Origin of the sequence: Planotetraspora sp. A-T 1434 (assembly GCF_025420585.1) — a bacterium.
Classification (GTDB): domain Bacteria; phylum Actinomycetota; class Actinomycetes; order Streptosporangiales; family Streptosporangiaceae; genus JAOEGB01.
The window spans coordinates 176,998-202,578 of sequence record NZ_JAOEGB010000008.1 but is presented as its reverse complement, the minus strand read 5'-3'; the positions used below and the strand labels follow the sequence as shown (position 1 = coordinate 202,578).

At 67.1% G+C, this 25,581-nt stretch carries 21 protein-coding genes; 10 read left to right on the top strand and 11 right to left on the bottom strand.

Features of this window, described 5'->3' with window-relative positions:
• Positions 1-92 precede the first annotated feature (92 nt).
• The 4 genes from N5079_RS13170 to N5079_RS13150 all read right to left on the bottom strand — a co-directional run bounded on the left by N5079_RS13170 (position 93) and on the right by N5079_RS13150 (position 5,348).
• Positions 93-812 carry a helix-turn-helix transcriptional regulator gene (locus N5079_RS13170; RefSeq protein ID WP_261583936.1) on the bottom strand — a complete coding sequence of 240 codons (720 nt, stop codon included), beginning with the start codon at positions 810-812 and terminating at the stop codon, positions 93-95.
• 385 nt (positions 813-1,197) lie between these two features.
• The gene (locus N5079_RS35345) at positions 1,198-3,564 is read right to left on the bottom strand and encodes a family 20 glycosylhydrolase (RefSeq protein ID WP_315967824.1); all 2,367 of its coding nucleotides are present in this window, start codon (positions 3,562-3,564) and stop codon (positions 1,198-1,200) included.
• Between the two features lie 243 nt (positions 3,565-3,807).
• A complete protein-coding gene (locus N5079_RS13155; protein ID WP_261583935.1) occupies positions 3,808-4,269 on the bottom strand; it encodes a helix-turn-helix transcriptional regulator in 462 nt (153 codons plus the stop codon).
• A 47-nt stretch (positions 4,270-4,316) separates the two neighbouring features.
• Positions 4,317-5,348 carry a PHP domain-containing protein gene (locus N5079_RS13150; protein WP_261583934.1) on the bottom strand — a complete coding sequence of 344 codons (1,032 nt, stop codon included), beginning with the start codon at positions 5,346-5,348 and terminating at the stop codon, positions 4,317-4,319.
• A gap of 112 nt (positions 5,349-5,460) precedes the next feature.
• Here N5079_RS13150 and N5079_RS13145 point away from each other — a divergent pair, with 112 nt between their 5' ends.
• Genes N5079_RS13145 through N5079_RS13135 form a run of 3 tightly spaced genes read left to right on the top strand, consistent with a single transcriptional unit; the run spans position 5,461 to position 7,591 of the window.
• Positions 5,461-5,919 carry a hypothetical protein gene (locus tag N5079_RS13145; RefSeq protein ID WP_261583933.1) on the top strand — a complete coding sequence of 153 codons (459 nt, stop codon included), beginning with the start codon at positions 5,461-5,463 and terminating at the stop codon, positions 5,917-5,919.
• Positions 5,920-5,922: 3 nt separating this feature from the next.
• Positions 5,923-7,092: a glutathionylspermidine synthase family protein gene (locus N5079_RS13140; protein ID WP_261583932.1), complete on the top strand. Its 1,170-nt coding sequence runs from the start codon at positions 5,923-5,925 to the stop codon at positions 7,090-7,092.
• Between the two features lie 25 nt (positions 7,093-7,117).
• Entirely contained in the window at positions 7,118-7,591 is a 474-nt protein-coding gene (locus N5079_RS13135; RefSeq protein ID WP_261583931.1) for a DUF350 domain-containing protein, read from the top strand.
• Between the two features lie 38 nt (positions 7,592-7,629).
• Here the strand turns inward: N5079_RS13135 and N5079_RS13130 are convergent, their stop codons facing one another.
• The 7 genes from N5079_RS13130 to N5079_RS13100 form a co-directional block, all read right to left on the bottom strand.
• Positions 7,630-9,048, bottom strand: coding sequence for a DUF2079 domain-containing protein (locus N5079_RS13130; RefSeq protein WP_261583930.1), 1,419 nt, complete (start codon positions 9,046-9,048; stop codon positions 7,630-7,632).
• Between the two features lie 430 nt (positions 9,049-9,478).
• Positions 9,479-11,137: a hypothetical protein gene (locus N5079_RS13125; RefSeq protein ID WP_261583929.1), complete on the bottom strand. Its 1,659-nt coding sequence runs from the start codon at positions 11,135-11,137 to the stop codon at positions 9,479-9,481.
• Positions 11,138-11,199: 62 nt separating this feature from the next.
• The gene (locus N5079_RS13120) at positions 11,200-11,508 is read right to left on the bottom strand and encodes a hypothetical protein (protein ID WP_261583928.1); all 309 of its coding nucleotides are present in this window, start codon (positions 11,506-11,508) and stop codon (positions 11,200-11,202) included.
• 622 nt (positions 11,509-12,130) lie between these two features.
• Positions 12,131-13,945, bottom strand: a complete 1,815-nt coding sequence (locus tag N5079_RS13115) for a hypothetical protein (RefSeq protein ID WP_261583927.1) — start codon at positions 13,943-13,945, stop codon at positions 12,131-12,133.
• A 109-nt stretch (positions 13,946-14,054) separates the two neighbouring features.
• Complete coding sequence (locus N5079_RS13110) at positions 14,055-15,587, bottom strand: hypothetical protein (RefSeq protein WP_261583926.1); 1,533 nt, start codon at positions 15,585-15,587, stop codon at positions 14,055-14,057.
• Between the two features lie 59 nt (positions 15,588-15,646).
• The gene (locus N5079_RS13105; protein WP_261583925.1) at positions 15,647-16,912 is read right to left on the bottom strand and encodes an NAD(P)/FAD-dependent oxidoreductase; all 1,266 of its coding nucleotides are present in this window, start codon (positions 16,910-16,912) and stop codon (positions 15,647-15,649) included.
• Positions 16,909-17,352, bottom strand: a complete 444-nt coding sequence (locus tag N5079_RS13100; protein WP_261583924.1) for a GtrA family protein — start codon at positions 17,350-17,352, stop codon at positions 16,909-16,911. The genes N5079_RS13105 and N5079_RS13100 overlap by 4 nt, the downstream gene beginning before the upstream one ends.
• A 560-nt stretch (positions 17,353-17,912) precedes the next feature.
• Here N5079_RS13100 and N5079_RS13095 point away from each other — a divergent pair.
• The 7 genes from N5079_RS13095 to N5079_RS13065 all read left to right on the top strand — a co-directional run bounded on the left by N5079_RS13095 (position 17,913) and on the right by N5079_RS13065 (position 25,479).
• On the top strand, positions 17,913-19,097 hold the full coding sequence (locus N5079_RS13095; protein ID WP_261583923.1) for a bifunctional glycosyltransferase family 2/GtrA family protein: 1,185 nt from the start codon (positions 17,913-17,915) through the stop codon (positions 19,095-19,097).
• Between the two features lie 194 nt (positions 19,098-19,291).
• Entirely contained in the window at positions 19,292-20,449 is a 1,158-nt protein-coding gene (locus tag N5079_RS13090; protein WP_261583922.1) for a PucR family transcriptional regulator, read from the top strand.
• A 117-nt stretch (positions 20,450-20,566) separates the two neighbouring features.
• Positions 20,567-21,463, top strand: coding sequence for an ACP S-malonyltransferase (locus tag N5079_RS13085; protein WP_261583921.1), 897 nt, complete (start codon positions 20,567-20,569; stop codon positions 21,461-21,463).
• Positions 21,460-22,416, top strand: a complete 957-nt coding sequence (locus tag N5079_RS13080) for a beta-ketoacyl-ACP synthase III (protein ID WP_261583920.1) — start codon at positions 21,460-21,462, stop codon at positions 22,414-22,416. Before N5079_RS13085 ends, N5079_RS13080 begins: the two co-directional genes overlap by 4 nt.
• A gap of 61 nt (positions 22,417-22,477) precedes the next feature.
• Positions 22,478-22,717 (top strand): acyl carrier protein, encoded by a 240-nt coding sequence (locus N5079_RS13075; protein WP_261583919.1) that lies wholly within the window; start codon positions 22,478-22,480, stop codon positions 22,715-22,717.
• A gap of 97 nt (positions 22,718-22,814) precedes the next feature.
• Positions 22,815-24,047, top strand: a complete 1,233-nt coding sequence (gene fabF / locus N5079_RS13070) for a beta-ketoacyl-ACP synthase II (protein ID WP_261583918.1) — start codon at positions 22,815-22,817, stop codon at positions 24,045-24,047.
• A 13-nt stretch (positions 24,048-24,060) separates the two neighbouring features.
• Positions 24,061-25,479, top strand: a complete 1,419-nt coding sequence (locus N5079_RS13065; RefSeq protein WP_261583917.1) for an acyl-CoA carboxylase subunit beta — start codon at positions 24,061-24,063, stop codon at positions 25,477-25,479.
• Positions 25,480-25,581 lie beyond the last annotated feature (102 nt).

The window sequence follows — 25,581 nt, the reverse complement described above, 5'->3', positions numbered from 1 at the left end:
GGCGCCGGTCGTTCGCACGGATCGAGCTTCGCGGCCACTGGCGACAACCCCCTGTCGGAGTTTCCAGGCGGCTCAGAAACGGCTCCGCGTCCTCAGTCGAGGGCCGGACATCGGGTGATCATGTCTGGCACGTCGGAGTCGAAGTCCTCCAGGGGACGGCCCGGCACCGGCTCGCCGGTCAGCTCGGCGGCCGCGATCCGGTCCAGCCGGAACAGGCGGACGGCGTCCCTCAGGCGGCACCACGCCACCAGATACCACGAGCCGCTGCGTCCGCCGATGAACATCCCCGGCTCGACCTCCCTGGTGGTCAGTGAGCCGTTGGCGTCGCCGTACCGCATCCGCAGGACGACCCCCTTGAGCAGCGCCTCCTCGATGACCCGGCCGATCGATCCGGTGTAGCGGCGCTCGGGTGTCCCGGGTTTGTCCATGAGGATCTGCACGCGGGTCGCGAGCTGCCGCGCCCGCTCCGTCTCCTGGCCCGGCATCGCGGCGACGAGCTTGCGCAGGGCGCTGCGGGCGTCGTCCTCGAACGGCTGCTGGTCGGTGCGGCTCAGCGCGATGGCGACCGCCACCGCCTCGGCGGGAGTGAAGTTGAGCGGGGGAAGGGACATGCTTTTCTCGAGGGCGTAGCCGCCCCGGCGGCCGGCTTCGGCATAGATGGGGACTCCAGCCTGCTGCAGCGCCCCGATGTCCCGCTCGATGGTCCGCGAGCTCACCTCGAAACGCTCGGCGAGGGCGCGCGCGGACCGGCAGCGCGGGGCGATCGCCCGCAGGTCCTCAACGATCGCGTAGAGCCGGTCGGTACGGTTCACACGCGAGAAGATAGAACACACGACCGACAATTACGGCTCGCCGAAGCGTGACCCCGTCCGGCCAGCCGGAACCGTGGCACACCAGCACCGCGAAATCGCCATGACCGCGCCATGACCGCGCCATACGCGCCCCGTGCACGCCGCCCGCCGCGCCGCCGAGCCGCGCCGACCGCACACTCGAACCAGAAGACGGTCGGCCGGCTCGGGCGCGCGGTGGTCTTCTCCTCTCCGCTTCCTCTCCATCCGATTCCCCTCCCCCGTCCGGTGCCCTCCCCGTAAACGACGACCACGCGGGAATACGAAGGAACCCGCACCGGGCTCTGCGACCGGTGCGGGTTCCGTGGCGAGGACCGGCTATGGCCGGCCCCGCCGTCTCATCACTTGGTCACTGCTGGACGTCGATGTAGTCGACGTTGGGGCCGCCGTTGACCGTGGTCCCGGTGGCCTTGATGACGTTGGCCCCGGCGTTGAGGTTGACGTTGACCGTCTTGGTCTGCCAGGTGTCCCACGAACCCGTGCCCGCGAAGGCCAGCCCGCTCGACACCACCGTGCCGTTCACCGCGATGTCCATCGGCCGGTTGGTCGTCGTACCGTTCGCGAACCGCAGAGTCACCGTCGCCGGGCCCGCCGACGCCGCGTTCACCGTCCACTGCACGTAGCTCCCGGTCACGTTGTCATAGTTCACGTAACCCGTGCCCGAGAAGCCCGTGTGCGTGGTCTCCAGGATCCCCTGCGAGATCGTCGCGTTCTCGGCCTCGTACCGCGTGGGCGGCGGCGGAGGCGGCGCGGACGCGTTGACCTCGATGTAGTCGACGTTGGGGCCGCCGTTGACCGTGGTCCCGGTGGCCTTGATGACGTTGGCCCCGGCGTTCAGGTTGACGTTGACCGTCTTGGTCTGCCAGGTGTCCCACGAACCCGTGCCCGCGAAGGCCAGCCCGCTCGACACCACCGTGCCGTTGACCGCGATGTCCATCGGCCGGTTGGTCGTCGTACCGTTCGCGAACCGCAGAGTCACCGTCGCCGGGCCCGCCGACGCCGCGTTCACCGTCCACTGCACGTAGCTCCCGGTCACGTTGTCATAGTTCACGTAACCCGTGCCGGAGTAACCCGTGTGCAGGGTCTCCAGCACGCCCTGCGAGATCGTCGCGTTCTCGGCCTCATACCGGTTGTTCGGCGGCGGAGGCGGAGGGGCGGTCGCCCACGGCACCTGGGAGGACTTGTAGAAGTTGATGCCCATGACCGTCCAGCGCGGGCCCTGAGCGCCCAGGCGGGTCTTGAACGCGGTCCAGTCGTGCGTGGACCATGGGGACCATCCGAGCTCGGCGATGGCCGGGAGACGCGGGAACGCCATGTACTCGATGTCGTCCTCGGTGGCGATCGTCTCGGCCCACAGTGGCGCCTCGACGCCGAGCACGGCCGAGGCCGGGACGCCGCTCAGGTAGGCGCCCGGGTTCCACTCGTACGCCGTCTGGACCTCGATGTAGCCGGCCCAGTTCTGGCCCAGCGAGGTCGAGGAGTTGTACTTCATGTCGAGGTACGCCTTGTTGGCGGGCGACATGACGACCTTCGCCCCCAGGGACACGGCGTTGGTGACCGACGAGTCGGAGGTCGTCGTGCCCCAGTACTGCGCGATGCGGCCGGGCGAGTGCTGCACCCCCGAGGCGCCGATCTGGTGCCAGCCCATGACGGTCTTGCCGGCGCCCACGACCAGGGGCTGCACCCTGTTCATGAACGTGGTGTACTGCGAGGCCGAGGTGGAGGATGCCTCGTCACCACCGATGTGCAGGTAGGGGCCAGGGGTGATCGCCGCCAGCTCGGTCAGCACGTTGTTCACGAAGGTGTAGGTGCTTTCCTTCGACGTGCACAGCGAGCTGAACCCGACGTTGGTGCCGGTGTAGAGCGCCGGGGCGACGCCGTTGCAGTTCAGCTCGGCGTACGACGCGAGCGCGGCGTTGGTGTGGCCCGGCATGTCGATCTCGGGCACGATCGTGATCTGCCGCTGCGCGGCGTAGGCCACGATGTCCTGATACTGCGCCTTGGTGTAGTAACCGCCCGCTCCCCCGCCGACCTGGGTGCTGCCGCCGTACGTGGCCAGCCGCGGCCAGGAGTCCACGACGATCCGCCAGCCCTGGTCGTCGGACAGGTGCAGGTGCAGGTAATTGATCTTGTAGAGCGCGATCCGGTCCAGGTACCGCTTGACGGTCGCCACCGGGTGGAAGTGCCGCGCGACGTCGAGCATCGCGCCGCGGTACGCGAACCGCGGGTAGTCGACGATGTGCCCGCCGGGCGCCGTCCACGGCCCCGCGCCTACGGTGGCGCTCTCGATGGCCGCAGGCAGGAGCTGGCGGAGCGTCTGCACGCCGTTGAAGAGACCGGTCGCCGTCTGCGCCCTGATGACCACGGTGGTGGAGGTCACGTCAAGCTGGTAGCCCTGCGACCCGACGCTGGAGTCGGCCCCGCTGAGCAGCAGCGAGATGCCGCTAGTGGGAGTGCCGGACGCGTCCGCCACCGGCAGCGCGTAGCCGGTGGAGGGCCGGAGGATCCCGGCCAGGTAGTTGCCGACGTCGGCCGCCGGGGTCGAGCCGGCCTCGGTGAAGATCGAGGCGCTGGACGGCAGCGTGTAGGTCACGCCGCTGGCCGGCTGTGAGGTGACCGGGGCGGGCACCACATCGGCGAACGACGCCGCGGCGGCGGGCGTCGCGGTGGTCAGCACCGCCAGGCCTGCGCCGGCGGCGAGGAGTGCGGCCGTCATCAGGGCCGCGGTGAGTCGGGCGAGCGGAGACCGCCGCCACGAGGGGGGATTGGGGGGTACGGCGGGCCTCATGGCGTCCTCCGCGGAGTGCAAGTAATTAATTAGTAAGGGTTCCTTACAGACGCCGGAGCGTCAAGGATCACTTGAGCCGCGCGGGGGCGAGCATGATCACGTGACCCGTCGCGGCTGGTCAACGCCTGCGCGGCGGAACCTGTGCATGATCACGCGAATGGAGGGGGCCGGTCAGAGGGCCAATCCAGGAACCTGTGCATGATCACGCCGGGGGGTGGGGGGCTCGGGGAAGCGCTCGGCCGTGACGACGGCCGACAGGATCCGGTCGAGGCGGAACACCCGCACCTCCTCGCGGAGCCTGCACCACGCCACCAGGTACCAGCGGCCTCCCCTGCCGCCGAGGCAGATGCTCGGCTCGACCTTCCTGGAGGTCACCACGCCCTTGCCGTCGACGTACTCGATGAGCAGCACCCGCCGCCCGAGCAGGGCCCGGTCGATCGCGCGCTTGACCATCTCGACGCGGGCGAAGGTGTACCCGCCCGGGTCGAGCTGGATGGGAACGCCCGCCTCGCGGAGCTTGGCGACATCCCGGACGACGGTCCGCTTGCTGACTCCGAGACGCGACGCCAGCTCACGGGCGGATAGGGATCCGGCGGTGCGGAGCTCCTCCACCAGGGCGTCGCGACGATGCATGACTTGAAGCTACGCCGACCCAACCGGCGAAACCGCCCGAAAACGCCTCACCCAGAGGCCACAGCACCATCACCCCATGACCGGGTGTTGATGATCCGTTCAGGCTCGATCCCGCACTGTACGGCTCTCGCGCAGCCGAACCGCTGCCAGTCGAGCTGACCGGGGGCGTGCGCGTCGGAGTCGATCGAGAACTCGCAGCCCATCTCGTAGGCCAGCCGCAGCAGCCGCTTGGGCGGGTCAAGCCGGTCGGGCCTGGAGTTGATCTCGACGGCCACGCCGAACTGCCGGCACGCCTCGAACACGATCTCCGCGTCGAACTTGGACTCCGGGCGCAGGCCGCCCCGCTTGCCGCCCGCCTGGACGATCCGGCCCGTGCAGTGGCCGAGCACGTCCACGTGCGGGTTCGCGATGGCCATCACCATCCGCCGCGTCATGTCCTCGGCGTCCATCCTGAGCAGGGAGTGGACGCTGGCCACGACGACGTCGAGCCGTTCCAGCAGCTCGGGCCGCTGGTCCAGGGAGCCGTCGGCCTTGATGTCCACCTCGATGCCGGTGAGAATGCGGAAGGGGTCGCCCGACCCCGCGAAGCCGGCGTTCAGCTCCTCGACCACGTCGAGCTGCCTGCGCAGCCGGTCGGCCGACAGGCCGTTCGCGACGCTCAGCCGGGGCGAGTGGTCGGTGAGCGCGAGGTACTCGTGACCAAGCTCCCGGGCGGCCGCGGCCATCTCCTCGATGGGCGATCCGCCGTCCGACCAGTCGGAGTGGCTGTGCAGATCCCCCTTGAGCGCCGCCCGCATGGCCGACGTCGCCTCGTCCAGATCGACGTCCTTGGTGTCCTCCATGCGCCTGAGGTAGGTCGGCACTTCACCGTTCAGCGCCTCGGCGATCGCCAGGGCGGTCACCTTGCCGATGCCCTTCAGGTCGGCCAGGCCGCCGGTCCGGGCGAGCCGTACGAGCTCGTCACGCGGGATGGCGGCGATGGTGTCGGCGGCGCCGCGGAAGGCGCGGACGCGATAGGTCGGCTCGCCCGCCCGCTCCAGCAGGTAGGCGATCCTTTTCAGAGCCTCGACCGGATCCACACCGGCACGCTACCCGAGCCCGGATCACGCACGCGCGGCATGCGTGGAGACATGGACTGTCTCGTTCGTTTGGAACGCGGTAATCTGTCCCGATCTCGACCGCAGGAGCCCGATGGCACAACCCGGGGAGCATCCCCACCCAGACCCCCACCCGCTGGCGATGAGCTCTCCGGGGAAGCCCGGTCGGACGCCGCCGCCTCCGCCGTCGAGCGGCATCAAGTCCTCCACCGCGATCAAGCTCGGCACGCTGGGCGTCCTGTCCACGCTCGTCGTCGGCTTCTGCGCGGCGCAGAACAACTACGAGGAGGTCGGCGCGGACTGCGTGGACATGTCCAGCCGCCAGCCCGACGGGTCCTACACCGTCGTCGACGACGACTTCTGCGACGATGACGATCATCACCACTACCACGGCTCGCGCGGCGCCTACGGGTGGTACTACGGCGGCAGCCATCGCGGCGGGCGCGTGTCGAGGGGCAGCACGATCAGGCCGGCGGACACCGAGATCACGACGCGGTCGGGCCGGGTCATCCAGCGCGGCGGTTTCGGGTTCCACTCCGGTGGCGGCGGCTGACGCATGCGGAGGGAACGCGCGCGGCCGCGCGAGGGCTGGTCGGACATCATCGAGTCGCAGGGGCTCGCCTTCCACCGCTCGGCTCACCCCGAGGGCCTCGCCCGGCCGTACTGGGACGAGAGCGTCCATTACGTCTTCACCATGGACGAGGTCCTCGCCCTGGAGAGCCAGGTCGAGGAGCTGCACGAGATGTGCCTGGCGGCGGCCGAGCACGTCGTCGCCACCGGCCGGCTCGCCGACTTCGGCATCCCGCCCGCGTGCCGTACGGCTGTCGCCGAGTCGTGGCGGCGGCGCGACCAGCACGTCTTCGGCCGGTTCGACCTGCGGTACGACGGGACGGGCCCGGCCAAGCTGCTGGAGTACAACGCGGACACGCCCACGAGCCTGGTCGAGAGCGCGGTCGTGCAGTGGTTCTGGCTGCGCGACGTCTTTCCGGGCGACGACCAGTGGAACTCGCTGCACGAGCGGCTCGTCGGCCACTGGAAGACGCTCACGCTGCCGACCGGCCCCGTCCACTTCGCCTGGACGAACGCCGACGAGACCGGCGAGGAGGTCATGACGCTCGGCTACCTCCAGGAGACCGCCGAGCAGGCCGGGCTCACCACGGTCGCCGTCGCCATGGAGGACATCGGCTGGGACGCGCTCAACCGGCGGTTCGTCGACATGGAACACCGGGTGATGCGGTCGCTGTGCAAGCTCTACCCCTGGGAGTGGATCGTCGCCGAGCCGTTCGGCCCGCATGCCCTGGACCAGCAGATCTCCATGGCCTGGATCGAGCCGCTGTGGAAGATGCTGCTGTCCAACAAGGCGCTGCTGGCCGTCCTGTGGGAGCTGTACCCCGGCCACCCCAACCTGCTGCCCGCCTATCTGGGCGGCCCGCGCGAGCTCGCCGACACATCCGGATATATCGAGAAACCGCTGCTGGGACGCGAGGGCGCCTCCATGCGGATCGTCACGCCCGGCGCCGGAGAGCAGGTGCGGACCGGCGGCGACTACGGCGCCGAGGGCTTCGTCTACCAGGAGTTCCTGGCGCTTCCCGACTTCGACGGCTGGCGGCCGGTGCTCGGCGCCTGGGTCGTCGGCGACGAGTCCGCCGGGCTGGGCATCCGGGAGACCTCCGGCCTGATCACCGATGACACCTCCTCATTCGTCCCCCACCGCATCCACGGCTGAAAGCGACCCGGCTATGAACACCGGCATGAACACCGGCTTGAACACCGGCATGAACACCGCCCCCTCCACCTCGCTCGCCTCCGTCCTCGGGCATGGCTCGCTGGCGATCCTCGCCTACGCGATCCTCGGCGTGCTGCTGCTCGTCGCCGGGTTCTACGTCATCGACCTCGCCACGCCCGGACGCCTCAGCAAGGTGATCCGCACCGACCGCAACCCCAACGCGACGCTCCTGACCGCCTCCAGCCTGGCCGCCGTCGGGCTGATCGTGGCGGCCTCGATCTGGTCGTCCGGCGGCGCGCTGCGGGACGGCCTGCTCGCGACCCTGGTCTTCGGCCTGGTCGGCATCGCCGTACAGACCCTCGGCATGATCGTGTTCGACAAGATCGCCGGGATCTCGGTCCGGGAGCTCGCGCACGAGGCCACCCTGCAGCCGGCCGCCGTCCTCCTCGCCGTCACCCATTTCGTCATCGGCCTCATCACCGCCGTCGCCGTCATCTGATCACGGCTCCGCCGGTCGGGCGGACGCGTCGTGGCCCACTACGGAACCACCTTGGCGGGTTGCCCTGAGGGGGACGTCCTGTGAAGGACCACGTAACCGTCACGGTAGAAGACGACCTCGTAGCCCATTGCCACGAGTTCATCCGCCCTCTGCTTCTCCTCGTCTGTAGAGTGCCACGGGAAGCTGATGCGGGCGACGTCCGCCACTATCCAGTCCGCCACGGGTGGCAGGTCGCCCCAGTTCAGGACCGTCGTACGTCCGGACAGGCGCGGACCGATATTGTTGGCCGCCTCGACCACGACTCCATCCGGCACCACCTTGATCGCCTCATCCGCGGCGATCACGTCCGGACCCCTCTCATAGAACTGCGGCTCGATGAGCTGGTAGAAGGGGAATCGCGGCACCAGCGTGAGCGCCGCCACGAACACTCCGGCCGCCCAGGTGAGGGCCCAGGTCCGAGTGCCCACACGGCGCCCCATCCACTGGGCCAGCCGGGCGGTGCCGTCCACGCCGGCGCACAGAATGATGACCACGGTGAAGGCGTTGTACTGAAAGTCCGATGCCCACCAGTTCGGGATGTCCGACAGCATCCGCTCGAGGAAGTGTGGCAGCGCCATCAGCATCAATGGTGAGAAAAGGCAGGTCAGCAAGGCAGGCCAGAGCAGAAAGGCCAGGGTCTCGACCTTCACTTGCGGGGTGACGAACCTGTTCAGGACGCTGAGCGGATCACTGGCGAACGTGCCCAGCACCTCCGCGATGTTCTTCCCGAGCCCGTCATAGTGCCAGTGGTACATCGGATCACCGCCAAAGGCGGGGGTCAGGACCTCACGCACGAGCAAGGTATAGGAGAGGCCGAGCGCGATGTACGCGGCTCCGTTGAGGCGGCGTCCGCGTATCAGAGCGAAACAGCCGAAGCCGGCGACCACCAGGCCCATGTCCTCTTTCACGAGCAGGAGCGCGGCCGCCGCGAGCGCGGCCGCAACGTGCTTTTTCGCGTGAAACCGCTCGATCATCACCGCGGTCAGGACGGGGACGAACGCCACCTCGTGGAAGTCGAAGTTCACCGCCTGTGCGACCGGCCAGGAGATGGCGTAGGCGGTGGCGACGAGGTAAGCGGGCCCGGTGCCGAGCATGCGCCGCGTGTACGACCAGATCGGCGGGATGGCGAGCGCGAACAGAACCGCCTGAGCGACGAGCAATGTCTCCGGCCCGTCGTGCAGCCAGTAGAGCGGAGCGAGAATCGCCAGAATCGGCGCGAAATGGTCGCCGAGCTGGCTGAACCCCAGGCCGAGACCACGATCGAACCCCAGGAGAGGGCAGATGGGCCCGGTGAAAGCCGCATACCCGCGGACGGCCTGGTCATGGATGACGAGGTCGTAGTTGCTCGCCCGGTACCCGTAGAAGCGGACCAGGCTAAGAAGCGCGTACAGACCGGCGGCCGTGACCGTTATAGCCATGACCGAAAGCCGGTGCCGGTCCGGCCATCGCCTCGAAGCGGGGGATGGCGGGCGACCACCTCCTGCCTCCGGCTGTTCGGCCGCAACCCGGGTCTCTGGGAACCTGTTCGGCCTGGCCATCACGATGCCAGTCCGTTCGCTGTGCCCTTCACCGTGCTCGCGGGCGCATGGTGCCGGGCGGTCAGGGGCGCGGTCGATGCGATCGGACGTCGGAAGGAAAGCGTCTCCATTGAACCTCCTGTTGGCCGGAATTGCGAGGCCAGTAAAAGGCCTGCGCCATTAGTTTTGGGCGAGGCTCGCGCTGCGATCGCACCTCTTTTGCCCGACTCTGCCATCCCCATCAGGAATAAGCGATCAGCACGCTCGTGATGAGAATTACCTTCAGCGCAAACAATGCTGGGGCTAATGAATCTTTTCCCAGCAGGGAAGATCAGTGGATGACGTAGAGGACACTGTCTCCCATGTCGCGTCGCTCCACCGGGAGTCCGGTGACGGAACGTTCAACTGCGGTCTCGAAAATGTGCCCAATAGCACGGTCCCGGGGGATGACGACCTCGCGGACGCCCATGCGCCGTAGGTATTCGAGCGACATCCGATCCGGGAACGACGTGGTGATCCTGGCCACATCCACCATCATCCGCGGAATGAAAGATCCGTGGCCGTTCACTTGCTGGTAGAAACCGTTCGTCGACCAGATCACGGAAATGGGGTCCCGAAACCGCAGCGCGGGGAGTATCAGCACAGGCCCCTTGACCTGGGCCAGGGCGGATGGTGGCTGTGGCACCTTCGGATGTGGGACCGTTGACAATCCTTCGACGCAGACGAGCAGAGGAATTGCCAGCAGGGCGGATCTGAGCGATGCCACACGCGTAAATCGGGTAAATCGGGTAAGTCGGGTAAGTCGGGTAACCGCCCCCGCGGCGAGCAACCCCAGCGCTAGAACGGCGTACATCACCAGGCGACCGGACGTCCGCACCGCATCGAAACCCGGGAGCAGTTCTCGGGCGGGCAACCACGTCCACCTTCCGCCCAAAAACGTCGTGCCCAGGGCCCACAGCGCGCTGATCAACACGACCAGCACCAGCCACACCCGCCTGCGACGACTCCAGACCGTTACCACCAAGCCGAGAGCCGCGATCAGGACCACAGTCAAGCCGGGGAACAGGCAGGCCTCAACCGTCCACGGGATTCCATCGCGCGCCCCTGAGGTAAGCGGCCCCCATAGGAACGAGTTCTCGTGGGCTGCCCAGAAACCCCGAAGTGGGGGCGAGAAGTAATCGAGGATGGCCACGTTACGAGTCCGTGCGGCCTCGGGGTGATCTTTCGCCACTTGCGCGAACACGCTCCCCAGCGCGAACGTTACCGCCGCGAAGCCGACGCCTCCAGCCACGTCCGCCGCCAGCAACCTCCGAGATGGGCGCGGCCGACCGGCGGCCAGCCACCCGGCGAATCCCGCCAGCACGATCAGCATGAGCACGTACGCGAAGGACAAGCCGATCGCGAAACCCAGACTCATCTGCCAGGCGGCCACCGCCCAGCCCGCCAGAGCCGGCCACGGCCGCGCTTGGGACAGATCCCATCGTCCCCGGCCGATCCCGTGGCCCCTCAGCAGAAGTGCGATCGACAGCGGAACACCGCCGGTCATCAGGATATTGATGTGTATCGCATGGCAGATCCGCCATGGTGTGTAAGCGAAGGCCGCACCCGCCACGAGTGCGCCTGTCCGCCCGCTGCCGAGCTGGCGAGCCAGCAAGTAAGCACCCACGAAATTGAACGCGGCAGCCAGGACGTAGATCAGGTTGTAACGCAGGAGGGCGTCCGCCATGTCATTGACACCGAGGCCCAGCGGTGCCAGGCCGACCAAACTGTCACTGATCACAGCGGTGTGCTGCACCGGCCAGAAGATGTTTCCATCGAAGGGATGCCTGAACTGTTGGAGCAGGGCATGGCCGTACCACGCGATTTCCCAGGCCAAGCAGGGCGGATCTTCCAAGTCACCGGGGAGCGTGGTGGCCGGATGGGCCATCGTGGGCCAGGTCATGATCACCGCGAGCACGACGGACCCCACGCCGAGGGCCGCCAACTCCACGGGCAGCCGTCTCCTGCGGCGCGCTTTCGCGGGGGCGTCAGGACGGACCGCGGTCAGGCTCGTCACACGAGCCTCCGCCGGGCCCGCACGAATAGCGAGACACCGAGCAGCGCGCGCGTGTCGGCGCGCAGCGCCTCCAGCCCGCGTTCCCTCGCAATCTCCGTCGCCGTGACGTGGTAATACGGGGCAAGCGCGTTCCAGCCCAAGCGATTGAGCATCTCGCATTTCACACCATTGGCGGCACCGATTTCCAGGGCATCGACGGGTGGACCCAGCCGATGGGCCTCTCGGGCAAGAATGACGCGCCGTTCCCGATGCCAGAAATGCCGTTCCTTGAGCCGAACAGGTTTCCTGATCTCCTCCGCGTTCAAATCTTCTCCCCCTTACTTGAGCGCCTCCAGCCGATTAGGTCGCTTCGAACCTTCCCCGTATCGCCGAACCACCCAGACATCCACCCTGGCAAGAGTGGGCCAAAAAATCTGGAGTCAGAAATGAGCCGCCAGGCGTTTCCTCAACAGAAACGGCGGCCGCATCGGAGGCCTGTGCTTGACCATGATTACCCGGGATTCGAGCACCCCCATGGACGCCACCCCGCCTCGATCCAGGCGCCGAACCAAAACGGGACATGACATCCCGGATCAGAATCAATTGGCCACCAGCGACAAGCTGGGAACCAAACCGCAAAATCCCGTAAAATTTGCGCGAGAATTGGCCCGCAAAGGAGAAAAAATCGAGTTATGACCTCAGTGAAGAGCGCGGGTGGGCGAGAACAGCCGCTCAGCGGCCACGTTTTCGTGGCGAAAACTACAAAGCGGAACACCCTCCGGGCGTTCCGCTTTTCTCCCGCACCCGGCTCCGAGCCCGGCGGTAAAAGCGATCGCGGGCGGTTCATAATCTGCCGCCGGACACGCCAGTGCGAAGCGTCCCCGAGGCCGAGACGGTCGGCTACGTCCCCCGCCCGTGGTCGGAGATGAGGACGCGCCTAGACACGACTTAGAAGCCCAGGGATGATCCACGGTGCAAGGCGAGACCCTGTTGTTCGGGAGCGCCACATCGGCCGTTGTACCAGAGTTTCCAGGATTGGCTGACATCCTCCCAGAGAACCGAGGGTTTGTAGTCGGCGTCGCATTCCCACGTACCCCTGACCGGCCCGACGATGGGGTTGGTGGGCATCCGTTGCCAGGTGACTCCGTCCCGGGAACGGGCGATGCCTATCGCGCTTCGGTCGATGTTGGTGTAGCCGATATAGAACATATAGTAGTAACCGTCAGACTGTTGGAAAACGCTCGCACCCGAAACACGGTCTTTTTCCCATATTTTGGCTGGGTTGGCGGTGAGGACGGGATTCCTGTCGCTTTTGACCCAGGTGACACCGTCGGCGCTGGTCGCGTAACCAATGGCTTTGGGCTCGTAGTCGAAGCCGGCCGCATACCACATCTGGTACACGTTCGATCTGGAATTCCAGAGCACGCTGGGATTAAGGACGGTGTTCTTTTCCCAGGCGTTCCCGGCCCGCATCACTGGATTACGCGCGCTCCTGGTCCAGGTGATGCCGTCGGTGCTGGTGGCGTAGCCGATCTTCGAGATGCCATTCTGACCCGTGTACCACATCTGGTACATGCCCAGCCTGGAGTTGTAGATGACGCTGGGCCGGTTGATCTCCTGTTCCCAGGTGTCGGGGATACCGCTCAGCACGCTTCGCGGCTTGGTCCAGGAGATGCCGTCCACGCTCTGGACGTAGGCGATGGCGTTGGCGTTACGCCAGGAGAACCACATCTTGTAGACGCCGTTCTCGTGGAGCATCGAGGTGTCGAATGCGGTGCCATAGTTCTTCCCGAGGACGGGGTTGCGGGCGAATTTCGTCCAGCCGGTGCCTGCGCCGGCAGTGGTGCTCGGGATCGGGGTCGTAACGGCACTGCTGATGACGTCAACCCGGTCGGTGGCGATCCGGGTGCCGGCGGAGTTGGTGTTCTTCTCGCCGGTCACTCTCAGGCTGAAGGTGTGCGTGCCGGGACGGAGGGGCCCGCTCTGCCACAGCAGCCGGTTTCCGGCGTCGGCTGCGGCATAGAAGTCGACCTTCTGTTCAGGACCGCCATCGATGGAAGCGGCGCCTATGCCGCCTGCGGCGCCGACCCCGCCGTAGAAGTCGATGCCGGCACCGTTGAAGAAGATGGTGACGGCGCTGTCGACGGTGGTGCTGTATGAGTGGGTGTTGCCGTAGTAGTCGCGGGCGCCGTCTTTCGCCCACGTGCCGCTGTAGTTGAACTGGTTGTATCCCCCGCCGGTCACTCGATCGTCCAAAGCGACGGTTTTCGCGTCGATGATGTCCACCCGGTCCAGCACGACGTAGGTACCCGAGGACGCGCCATTGCGGATGCCGGCCACCGCCAGGGTGAAGGTGTGGTGACCGTTAGGGAGGATCCCGCTGACCCACAGCACCGCATCCCCCTGGTCGGAGGACGCGTAGAAGTCCACCTCGTACGCTGGTCCCCCGTCGATGGAAACCGTGGCGATCCCGCCATTCGACCCCAGCCCCCCATACAGCCTGAACTGTGTGCCGCTGAACGTCATCGTCACCGAACCGCCAGCGGTGTTACTCCAGGAATGGGTGCTGTTGTAATAACCGCCGACGCTGTTGTTCGACCACGTGCCGCGGTAGTTGAACTGGTTGTCTCCTGTGCCGGTCACCCTGTCATCGACGGTGATCGTACGAAGCGTGCTGCTGGACGCGGACGAGGGAAAGAACGTGCCGAGGTTCATAGCAAGCAGACCGAGTACGGCGAGGAAGGAAAAGAACGGCTTGAGCATGGTGTGTCCGTTTCCGGTGGACCTAGCGGCGCTTGGTTAGGTGGAGACGAGGGGCGCGACCAACCCGAGCTCACGAAATAGCCCAGCCGGCTGTCACGTTCCCGTTCAGTCAGGGGCGACAGAACAGCGCGATGTCGCCCGACCTTGTGCTCCCTTTCACGAATCCAGGAATGGACTGGTGAGGCCACTTTCTGGTAAGCACACATCTCACGCCATAATCATCGATGATGCGCTTGCGCTCGTCGGCTTTCGTATCCGGATCCAGGAAACGGTCGACGGCTTTCCATCGTTTCTCCTCGTCGGGCACGAAAAAGTGCTCATAGCCTGGAGCGACGGACCGGACTCCCCACAGGGGCAGCAGCCGCGCGGCGCCTTGATCTTCTGTGAGTACCACATCTCCGGGCCGTAGGTGCCGTTGCGCGAAGCGATAGGGCTCCGTCCATTCCTGGTATCTGCCAAGCCTCATGTCTGGCGGGAGGGCGAGCATAACGGCAGTACCGATTTGCACCCACGCCCCGATGACCGTCGCCACGGTGACCACCTTCCTATACGGTCGCCGGGGATCCCTCTTCTGCGCCAGGTGCCGGGCGAGGGCCAGGTGGAGAAGGAGCACCGGAAACGGCATCAGCCTCGCCATCGTCCCCATCCCCGCGATCGTTCCCACGAGGAGTGCGGCGGTGCAGACAGTGAACATCCCGAGCAGTTCGAGCCCCAGCCGGTCCCGCCTGTCCCAGAGCAGGGCAGGGAGTGCGAGCAAGACCAGGCCGAACCGCAGAATCGAGCTGTGCAGCAAGTCGGCCTGAACCTGGTCGAAGGCTTCGCCTCGGTTGAGCAAGACCGAGATATCGAAGTAAGGCCAATAAGCTACGGCAATCAACGCAGATGCGGCAGGAATCAGCAGGGCGGCCAATCGCCACGGGGTCCACTTTCCCAACCGGACGAATACGAGACCTACAGCGGTCGCGGCGGCGCCCATGGCGGTCGCAGGATGTATCAGGACAAGCGCCGCCGCGAGAACGCTGAGCAGGGCGAGCCACGGGACCCGGGCTGTCTCCCGGAATCTCAACAGAGCGTCCAGGGACAGCAGCATGAGCGCCGTGGCGAGTGTGGCGGGGTAGCTGAAGGATGAGACCAGTGAGCTCAGTTCGAACAGGCCACTCCACTGGATCGATGTCACTCCCCACAAGAACAACGTGAACACGAGTGCGAGCGTCGCCGTCCAAGTGCTCCTGTGAAGGTGATTGCAGAAGCGTCGCAGTGCCCAGCAGAAGAGCACCGCATTGACCGGGCCGGCCATCTCGAAAGCGGTCTCCGCGGACAGACCTGTCAGTCGCGCAGCCAACGCGACCACCAGCTCATACGGTTCGAAATAGGGCCACGGTGCGGAGCCACCCACTAGAGGATTCTCAGGTCGCCACGGGTTGTCCATGAGCGCGCGCACGCTCGCCACGTGCGCATGCCAGTCATTACTCCATATGTGGTAGGAGCTGACGACAATTCCCCACAGTATGATTGTCGCCGAAATGATGAAATATGGATCGGTCAGGAGAGCGAGGCGGTGCTTCCGTGATCTGAGAGGATCCTCAGTTTCGGTCGCCTCTCTGGCGTTCTCCGCGTAATCGATCGTTGACCGATCAAGCATTGCAGATCCTTTCTCGGAGCGGACTGACCCTGGGCATCCGTCTGGTCCGTTGTTTCCGATCAGCTGAAGTAGTCACGGACTACTCTGCGCGCCATCGCAACCGCATAGTTCTGCCCCCGATCCTGCGGGTAGACCTGCGCCATGGTCGCCAGAAAAACACCGGGCAACGCTGTGGTGTGGGATGGGATCAGGGCACGGTACCCAGAGGTGACCACCGGTTGGGCGAATCCGGCGCGAGAGAAGTGCCATTGCCTCACCCATGAGAGGTCGAACCCTGGGTTGATTTGGCGGATGTAGGGGACGAATCGTTTCAGCAATTCGTCCGGTCTCGTGGTGAACCTCCAGTCCTCGCGGGGAACGTAGTTTCCGACGTAGAGCACATGGCGACCCCCATATGTGGAGGGGGAGATCATCTGGGTGTGCTCAACGAGTGCCAGGAAGGGAAAGCTCGGATCGTTGACGTTCAACCAGTAGTAGGGAATCACGCTCCGGTCGAGTTCGAGAACGAAACAGGTCGCACCCAGATAGTGGTTTTGCCAGAGGGAGTCCTGCCCATCGGCACCGATGGCCTTGGCGAACGCGGGCTGCGGAACCGTTACAAGGACGCGATCGAATTCATATTGCGATTCGTCCTCCACTGATACCCGAACCGGCCGGTTGGCGGCGGTTTGTGTGATCTTTGTGAGCTTTTTCCCGAACTCAAGCTTCCCGCCTTTGGCTGCCACCTGCTCCGCGAGCACGGAGTAGAGACGCGCGAAACCGCCATCCAGATATCCCAGCCGGAAGGTGCGAAAGTGTACTCGGGCCCATAGCCAGGCCATCGAGATCTCAGGCGCCCGGTCGCCGAACTTCCCGGCGAGCAAGGGCTCCCAGATCACGGTGCTCGCCTTTCGACCCGCCCAACGGCGAGTCCAGTCGAGGGCGGTGACGTCATTGAAGCGTTCTCCTCGACGAATGGCCTTAATCGAGGCCGAGCTCAATCCGAAGCGGAGCCGGTCCATGAAGGGCAGCGGACTGAACCTGAGCATCTCCCTGGGTGTACTGAAATCATGCAGCCGACCGTCCTGATATATCCCGGTCGTGGTGGCGTGGAAGCGCAACCGGTCACTGAGGCCAAGTTCTCCGATCAGGTCGATGATGGCGCGATCCGTACCGAAGAGATGGTGGTAAAAGCGCTCCAGAGAGGTTCCTGCGATGAGGAGCGAACCCGCGAGGCCACCAAGTTCCTGTGCCCCTTCCAGCACGACGACCTCATGTCCGCGCAGTGTGAGGTCGTAGGCGGCGGTGAGGCCGGTCGCCCCGGCTCCGATGACACCGACCCTCATGCGAAGCTCCACTTCTTGTTCAGCAAGTACTGAACCACGGCAACAATTGGGATCGTGACTGTCTTCACGAGGTTCGGGCCAAATCCGAGATTCGTGACGAACACCTGGAGCGCGACCGTTGTCAACAACATTCCGAAGACGCCCACTCCATAGAAACGCGCGAACCGCGCGAGCTTTCGATCCCGCTTGTTGAAATTGAAATAGCTGTTCAGGAGAAAGTTGTTGGTAATGCCCAGCGTGGTGCTGAGCGCGTTCGCCACCTGTGCGTGCAGCCCGAATACATTGAACAAGAGCACGAATGTCGCGAGGTCGGCCGCCACCCCGCTGGTGCCAATGGCGATGTACAGCAGGAAACTCCGGCTGCCGGACCGAAATGCGCACATGAAATCGGGCGACGGCCTTCCGGTGACACGTTCGACGCTTCCCAGACCCTTAGTCACGGCCGCCGGCAATCATGTCCTGGACCACAATGGCGAGGGGCAGTCCTGAGTCTGCCGGCAGACGACAGATACGCCCGGCGTATTGGCGCCGCGACCTCGCGCAGAACCTCTACTGCCCCATCGGGACGTCCAGGAATGGTGCTTGATGCCGCTTCGTCCGGTCGAACCCCGCTCCATACCGTCATCGTCATCCTCCCCTTCTTCCTCTTGGTCGTTCCTCTTTCAAGGACGCCACCATGCTTGGGCAGGCATGTGCGCAACGCGGAATTGGGGAGAGTGTGTTCCGAACTGTAGTGACCGGACATCCCGATCGCCTGAGGACACAACCGACAACTTGATCAAGCTAGTGTAAAACAAATCTCTGGCCCGACCTGTGCGATGAGATATCAGGAGGCCGCACCCCTTCCATCTGACCCGGCAGGCGCTGACGGATAAATCCCCTCTTATACGGACACTCTCAATTTTTGGTGTCGGACGCGCAAATGGAGAGCGCGTCGCATCGGCGAGAGATCCTCCGGGCCGTCTAATGACCTCGGGATTCAGGACAATTAGGGGGTTCGATGGAAACACTCGCCTTCGGGCATCCAGTCAAGGCGCGCGTTGTCGAGGTTGTGGTTCCCGTCCACAACGAGCAGCGCGTGCTGGCCGAAAGCGTCCGGCGGCTGCACGCCTATCTCACTCGTAACCTCCCCTACGCCTTTAGAATCACCATCGCGGACAACGCCAGCACGGACGACACCTGGATGACCGCAGATCAGCTGGCGAGGGATCTTCCGGAGGTGCACGCCGTCCACCTCGCCGAGAAGGGGCGGGGGCGCGCCCTGCGGCGGGTGTGGTCGGAGAGCGACGCCGACGTCGTCTGCTACATGGACGTCGACCTGTCGACGGACCTCGACGCCTTTTTGCCACTTGTGGCGCCGTTGCTCAGCGGCCACAGTGACCTGGCCATCGGCACGCGCCTGTCGCATGGGTCGAACGTCGTGCGCGGTCCGAAGCGGGAGTTCATCTCCCGCGCCTACAACCTGCTGCTACGGTCCCTCATGGGGGTCCGCTTCTCCGACGCTCAATGCGGGTTCAAAGCCGGCCGCGCGGACGTCGTCCAGGCCCTGCTGCCCGCTGTGGAGGACGAGGCCTGGTTCTTCGACACGGAGCTGCTACTCCTGGCCGAGCAACATGGGCTTCGTATTCACGAGGTGCCTGTCGACTGGGTCGACGATCCCGACAGCCGGGTGGACATCGTCAAGACTTCGGCGGAGGATCTCAAGGGCATGTGGCGGGTTGCCCGCAAGAGCGTGTCCGGCGTCGCGCACATCCCGGTACCGCCGCGTATCCAACAGGCACAACTTCCCGCGGGCATGGCCCGGCAGTTGCCGGTCTTCGCGGCCGTCGGGGTCGTCAGCACGATCACCTACCTGGCCCTCTTCTGGGTGTTCGCGGAGTTCATGCCATCGGTCACGGCCAACGCGATCACCTTGCTGGTCACCGCACTCGGCAACACGGCCGCCAACCGCCGCTTCACGTTCGGTGTCACCGGCCGGGCGGGCGCCCTCCGGGATCACCTCGGCGGGTTGATCGTGTTCTTCATCGGTCTCGCGCTGACCACATCCGGTCTGGCGCTCCTTCCGGATGACACGTCCCGTACGGCCGAGCTGATCGTCGTGGTGCTCGCCAATGGGCTCGCCACGCTGCTCCGGTTCGTGCTGCTGCGGGCGTGGGTGTTCATCCCGAGGAAGGGGACGCGATGACCGCTCGCGCGTGCCGAGGTCGTGCTCCACCTCCGAGCCCGCGTCGAGTGGAGCCGCGCGGGCGCCTCGCCGCACCATGTGCCATGACCTGGCACGCTAGAGGCGTGAACGAGCGGGGCGGGCAGGCGGACAGTCAGGTGCGCGCAGACAGGCACGACGACGCGATCGTTCGTGTGGCCGATCCAGGAGGCCTCATGAGCGACATAAACGACAAGGTCCGACAGGACACGGCACGACGGCTCGACCGCGCGATGGGCAGCCTGGGGACGGCCGCGATGGCCCGCATGGAGGAGCAGCTCGCGTGGTACCGGGCACTGTCCGCCGAGGACAGGTCCTGGGTGGGGCTGGTCGCCCAGGCGGGCATCGCCGCGTTCGTGGAGTGGTTCGGGCACGCCGGCGAGGGGCGGCCGACGCCCAGCATCGAGTTCTTCGGCACCGCGCCGCGAGAGCTCAAGCGGAGCGTGTCGCTCCAGCAGACGGTCGACCTCGTCCGCATCGTCGTCGAGGTGGTGGAGGCCCAGGTCGACGAGCTGGCGGCCCCCGGCGGCGGCGAGCTGCTGCGCCACGCGATGCTCCGCTACACCCGCGACGTGGCCTTCGCCGCCGCCCAGGTGTACGCGCGGGAGGCCGAGGCGCGCGGCTCCTGGGACGCCCGGCTGGAGGCGCTCATCGTCGACGCGCTGGTCCGCGGGCAGGTCGACGACGGTCTGCACTCCTGGGCCGCGGCTCTCGGCTGGACATCGGCGCCGGTCGTGGTGTTCGCCGGCTACGCCCCGGACGACGACCCGCAGAGCATCATCGACGGCCTGCGCGACAAGGGCCGCCGGGTCGGCCACGAGCTGCTCGCGGGGGTCCAGGGCGACCGGCTCATCGTGATCGTGGGCGGGGCCGACAGCATCAAGGACGCCGCGCGGAGCGTCGTCCCCCGCTTCGGGCCCGGCCCCATCGTGATCGGACCGGAGGTCCCCGACCTGCACGCGGCGGCCAGCTCGGCGCGGGCGGCCATCGCCGGCCTGCGGGCCGCGGCCGGATGGCCGGACGCGCCCCGGCCGGTCCTGGCCGAGGACCTGCTGGCCGAGCGCGCACTCGACGGGGACGAGGACGCCAGGGCGCAGCTCGTCGAGAACGTCTACAAGCCGCTCGCGGGCACCCCACTGCTCGACACGCTGGCGACCTACCTGGAGCAGGGGACCTCCCTGGAGGCCACCGCCCGGCTATTGTTCGTCCATCCGAACACGGTCCGGTACCGGCTCAAGAAGATCACGGAGCTCACCGGCTATCAGCCCACCGAGGGTCGGTCCGCTTTCACCCTCCAAGTAGGACTGATATTGGGGCGCCTGACCGTAATGTAGCTAGGCCGCGTTAACCTCGCCGAAACCGAAACTGTAGGTACCCCACAAAACGGCGCCCTCAAAGTTCGTTCGGATCTCTATCAGTGTGGCGAACTTCTACAGGGCAGGGTGGATTACGTGCTCGTCATCGTCGCTCCGGGCCAAGGCGCCCAGACCCCAGGCTTCCTGAGTCCATGGCTCGAGATCCCCGAATTCCGTGACCGGATCTCCGCCTGGTCGGAGATCGCAGGCCTCGACCTCATCGCCTACGGGACGACCGCCGACGCCGACGAGATCCGTGACACCGCCGTCGCGCAGCCGCTGCTCGTGGCGGCCGCGCTGGCCTCCTTCGAGGTGCTGGGGCTGACGCCGGACCTGGTGGCCGGGCACAGCGTGGGCGAGCTCGCCGCCGCCGCCATCGCCGGGGTGATGTCCACCGAGCAGGCCCTCGCCCTGGTGAGGGAGCGCGGCAAGGCGATGGCCAAGGCCGCCGCCGTGACGGAGACCGGCATGCTGGCCGTGCTCGGCGGAGCCGAGGACGAGGTCCTCGCGGCCGTCGACAAGCACGGGCTCACGCCCGCGAACAACAACGGCGCCGGGCAGATCGTCGCGGGCGGCACGCTGGAGCGGCTGGACGCCTTCAAGGCCGACCCGCCCGCGAAGGCGCGCCTGATCCCGCTGTCCGTCGCGGGGGCGTTCCACACCGCGCACATGGCTCCGGCGGTCGACCACCTGCGCCAGGCGGCGGCGGAGATCACGCCCGGAGACCCGGCGGTCAGGCTGCTGTCCAACGCGGACGGCGCCGTCGTCGCCACCGGCGCGGAGTTCCTCGAGCGCCTGATCAACCAGGTGGCCAACCCGGTCCGCTGGGACGCCTGCATGGCCACGATGGCCGCCGAGGGCGTGACCGCGATGATCGAGCTGCTGCCCGGCGGCACGCTGACCGGCCTGGCCAGGCGCGGCCTGCCCGGCGTGAAGACCGTCGCCCTGAAGACCCCGGACAACCTGGACGCCGCCCGAGAGGTGCTCAAGTGAGGCTCAGCCAAGGCGCCCCCGGCGCGAAGGTGCTCGCGTTCGGCGGCTATCAGCCCGCCGACGTCGTGACGAACGAGGACCTCGCGAAGCGGATCGAGACCAGCGACGAGTGGATCCAGAGCCGCGTCGGCATCAAGGAGCGCCGCGTCGCCGGGCCGCAGGAGTCCGAGATCGACCTCGCCGTGCAGGCGGGCGGCAAGGCCCTCGCGGCGAGCGGCCTCGCGGCCGGCGACATCGACCTCGTCATCGTGGCGACCTGCACCCTGGAGGCGCAGATCCCCAACGCGGCGGCCCGGGTCGCCCACCGGCTCGGCATCGCCGCCCCCGGCGCCTTCGACATCAACGCCGCGTGCGCCGGGTTCTGCTACGCGCTCAGCGCCGCGAGCGACGCCGTACGGACCGGGTCCGCCACGAACGTGCTGGTCATCGGCACCGAGAAGCTCTCCCAGTGGATCGACTGGGACAACCGGGCCGTATCCGTGATCTTCGCGGACGGCGCGGGGGCGGCCGTGGTCGTCCCCTCCGAGACGCCGGGGATCGGCCCGGTGGTCTGGGGCAGCGCCGGGGACAAGTCCGACGCCATCGCGATCAAGGACCGCGCGTCCTTCCTGGAGCAGGAAGGCCAGACCGTGTTCCGCTGGGCCACCACCGCGCTTCACCCGGTGGCCCAGCTGGCGTGCGAGCGTGCCGGGGTGGACCCCGCCGAGCTCGCCGCGTTCGTCCCCCACCAGGCGAACCTCCGCATCATCGAGGCGATCGCCCGCAAGCTCGGCGCCGACAACGCCGTCATCGCCAAGGACATCGTCCTCGCGGGCAACACCTCGGCCGCGTCCATCCCGCTCGCGCTGTCGCGCATGATCGAGCGCGGCGAGGTGCCCTCCGGCGGGCTCGCCCTGCTGCTCGGCTTCGGCGCCGGTCTCACCTACGCCTCCCAAGTGGTCGAGATCCCCTAACACTTGTACGGCATGCCGTACAGACCCGAAAAATCCGAAAATCCCAAGGAGTAATCGCGACATGGCACTGACCGAGCAGGAGATCCTCGCGGGCCTCGGCAAGATCGTCAACGAGATCACCGGTATCCCGGCGGCCGAGGTCACCCCGGAGAAGAACTTCGTGGACGACCTCGACATCGACTCGCTCTCCATGGTCGAGATCGCCGTCGCCGCGCAGGACGAGTTCGGCGTCGAGATCCCCGACGACCAGCTCAAGCACCTGAAGACCGTCAAGGACGTCATCAACTTCATCCAGGCCTAGCCGCGCCCCTGTGAATGTGCCGTCCCGCGGCACATTCACGTCGGAGCGGCAGGACCCGCTTGACCACAACGCTTGAGCGACAGAGGAGTGCAGACAAGTGAGTAAGGACCGGGTACGTGTCGTCGTCACCGGGCTCGGCGCGACGACGCCCCTCGGTGGAGACGTCGCCTCGACCTGGTCGGCGCTCCTCGAAGGGCGTTCGGGCATCCGCACTCTCACCGAGGACTGGATCGACACCGTGCCGGTGAAGTTCGCCGGCGTGGCCGCGGTCGACCCCGGCGAGGTGCTCCCCAGGCCCGAGGCCAGGAGGCTCGACCGGGCCGAGCAGTTCGCGATGATCGCGGCGCGCGAGGCCTGGCGGGACGCGGGCGCCCCGGAGGTCGAGCCCACCCGGCTGGGCGTCGTCGTCGGCAGCGGCATCGGCGGCATCACCACCATCCTTGCGGCGTACGACACGTACAAGGAGAAGGGCTGGGCGCGCCTCTCGCCGTTCACCGTGCCCATGCTGATGCCGAACGGCGCGGCAGGCTGGATCGGCATCGAGGTCGGCGCCCGGGCGGGCGTCCACGCGACCGTCAGCGCCTGCGCGACCGGCGCGGAGTCCATCGGCTACGCCATCGAAATGATCAAGGATGGCCGCGCGGACGTGGTCGTCGCGGGCGGCACGGAGGCCGCCATCCACCCGCTGAACGTGGGCTCCTTCGCAGCGATGCGGGCGATGTCCACGCGGAACGACGAGCCGCAGCGGGCCTCCCGGCCGTTCGACAAGGGCCGTGACGGGTTCGTGCTCGGCGAGGGCGCGGGCATCGTCGTGCTCGAGTCCGAGGAGCACGCGCGGGCGCGCGGCGCGAAGGTCTACGCCGTGGCGGCCGGAGCGGGCTACTCCTCCGACGCCCACCACATCGCGCAGCCCGAGCCCACGGGCGCGGGCATCCGGCTCGCCATGCGGCGGGTCCTGGAGAACACCGGGCTGACCGGCGCGGACGTGCGCCACATCAACGCCCACGCGACCTCCACGCCGGCGGGCGACGTCGTCGAGACGGTCGCGATCAAGGAGGCCCTCGGGTCGCACCCGCTGGTCACCGCGACCAAGTCGATGACCGGTCACCTGCTCGGCGGCGCGGGCGGCATCGAGTCGGTCTTCACGATCCTCGCGCTGAGCGAGCGCATCGTCCCGGCCACCATCAACGTGGACGACCTGGACGACGGCATCGAGGTGGATATCGTCCGCGTGGAGCCGCGCAAGCTGCCCGACGGACAGATCGCCGCGGTCAACAACTCGTTCGGATTCGGCGGGCACAACGTCGCCGTGGCCTTCACCACTGTTTGACAAGGAGTCTCACGTGACTGTTGTGGACAACAGGTTGGTGACCCCGGCCTCCGCCGCGGAGGCCGTCGATCCCCGCGACCCCCGCGCCCGTCTCGGACACCTCCTCGACGAGGGGTCGATCAGACTGATCTCTCCCGAGGACAAGAGCGGCGTGCTGGCCGTCACCGGGCGCGTGGAAGGCGTCCCGGTCGTGGCCTTCTGCAGCGACGCCCGCGTCCAGGGCGGCGCGATGGGCTCCGAGGGCTGCGAGCACATCGTCCACGCCTACGACGTGGCGGTCCGCGAGCGCGTCCCCGTGATCGGGGTCTGGCACTCCGGCGGCGCGCGGCTGGCGGAGGGCGTGGAGTCGCTGCACGCGGTGGGCCGCGTGTTCGCCGCCATGACCAAGGCGTCCGGCGTCGTCCCGCAGATCTCCGTCGTCGTCGGCGCGGCGGCCGGCGGGGCGGCCTACGGCCCCGCGCTGACCGACATCGTGATCCTCGCCGACAACGGCCGCATCTTCGTGACCGGGCCGGACGTGGTCCGCAGCGTCACCGGAGAGCAGATCGACATGGCGGCGCTCGGCGGCCCCGAGCCGCACAGCAAGCGCAGCGGCGTCGTCCACGTGGTCACCAAGGACGAGGGCGAGGCCCTGCTCAAGGCCCGCCAGCTCGCCGGGCTGCTCGGCCACCAGGGCCGGGTGCGCGAGGTGGACGAGGTCGACTTCAGCAGCCTGCTCCCGGAGAACCCCCGCCGCGCCTATGACGTGCACCCGCTGGTGAACGGTCTGCTCGACGAGCCCGGCGTGGAGCTCCACCCCAAGTGGGCCCCGAACATCGTGACCACCCTGGGCCGGATGGGCGGCCGGACGGTCGGCGTCATCGCCAACAACCCGATGCGGCTCGGCGGCTGCCTCGACTCGACCTCGGCGGAGAAAGCCTCCCGCTTCGTCCGGATGTGCGATGCCTTCGGCGTGCCGCTGGTCGTCCTGGTGGACGTGCCCGGCTACCTTCCCGGTGTCGGCCAGGAGCACGACGGCGTCGTACGGCGTGGCGCCAAGCTGCTGCACGCCTTCGCCGAGGCGTCGGTGCCCCGGGTCACGCTGGTCACCCGCAAGGCGTACGGCGGCGCGTACATCGCGATGAACTCCCGCTCCCTCGGCGCGACCCGTGTCTTCGCCTGGCCGACCACCCAGGTGGCCGTCATGGGCCCGGTCGCGGCGGTCCGCATCCTCAAGCGGCGTGAGCTCGCGGCGGCGCCGGAGGAGGAGCGCGCCGCGCTCGAGGCGCAGCTTGCCGAGGAGCACGAGAAGGTCGCCGGCGGCCTCCAGCGGGCCATCGACCTGGGCGTGATCGACGAAGTGATCGAGCCGGCGAAGACGCGGGGCGCGATCGCCCGGGTGCTCGCCCAGGCCACCCCGGCCCGCGGCGCCCACGGCAACATCCCCCTCTGACGGCACACGAAAGCGCCGGCCTCCCCGGAAGGGGGCCGGCGCTTTCACATGTCTGCCACGCGCGCCCCGGAAGATACGCGCACGTGTCTGGGGCGCCCGATC

Excerpts from the sequence above, each read along its gene's own strand:
- N5079_RS13145 (WP_261583933.1), top strand. The coding sequence starts at position 5,461 with ATGGCACAACCCGGGGAGCATCCCCACCCAGACCCCCACCCGCTGGCG.
- N5079_RS13075 (WP_261583919.1), top strand. The coding sequence starts at position 22,478 with ATGGCACTGACCGAGCAGGAGATCCTCGCGGGCCTCGGCAAGATCGTC.
- N5079_RS13140 (WP_261583932.1), top strand. The coding sequence starts at position 5,923 with ATGCGGAGGGAACGCGCGCGGCCGCGCGAGGGCTGGTCGGACATCATC.
- N5079_RS13105 (WP_261583925.1), bottom strand. The coding sequence starts at position 16,912 with ATGAGGGTCGGTGTCATCGGAGCCGGGGCGACCGGCCTCACCGCCGCC.
- N5079_RS13090 (WP_261583922.1), top strand. The coding sequence starts at position 19,292 with ATGAGCGACATAAACGACAAGGTCCGACAGGACACGGCACGACGGCTC.
- N5079_RS13095 (WP_261583923.1), top strand. The coding sequence starts at position 17,913 with ATGGAAACACTCGCCTTCGGGCATCCAGTCAAGGCGCGCGTTGTCGAG.
- N5079_RS13110 (WP_261583926.1), bottom strand. The coding sequence starts at position 15,587 with ATGCTTGATCGGTCAACGATCGATTACGCGGAGAACGCCAGAGAGGCG.
- N5079_RS13115 (WP_261583927.1), bottom strand. The coding sequence starts at position 13,945 with ATGCTCAAGCCGTTCTTTTCCTTCCTCGCCGTACTCGGTCTGCTTGCT.
- N5079_RS13155 (WP_261583935.1), bottom strand. The coding sequence starts at position 4,269 with ATGCATCGTCGCGACGCCCTGGTGGAGGAGCTCCGCACCGCCGGATCC.
- N5079_RS13135 (WP_261583931.1), top strand. The coding sequence starts at position 7,118 with ATGAACACCGGCTTGAACACCGGCATGAACACCGCCCCCTCCACCTCG.
- N5079_RS35345 (WP_315967824.1), bottom strand. The coding sequence starts at position 3,564 with ATGACGGCCGCACTCCTCGCCGCCGGCGCAGGCCTGGCGGTGCTGACC.
- N5079_RS13130 (WP_261583930.1), bottom strand. The coding sequence starts at position 9,048 with ATGGCTATAACGGTCACGGCCGCCGGTCTGTACGCGCTTCTTAGCCTG.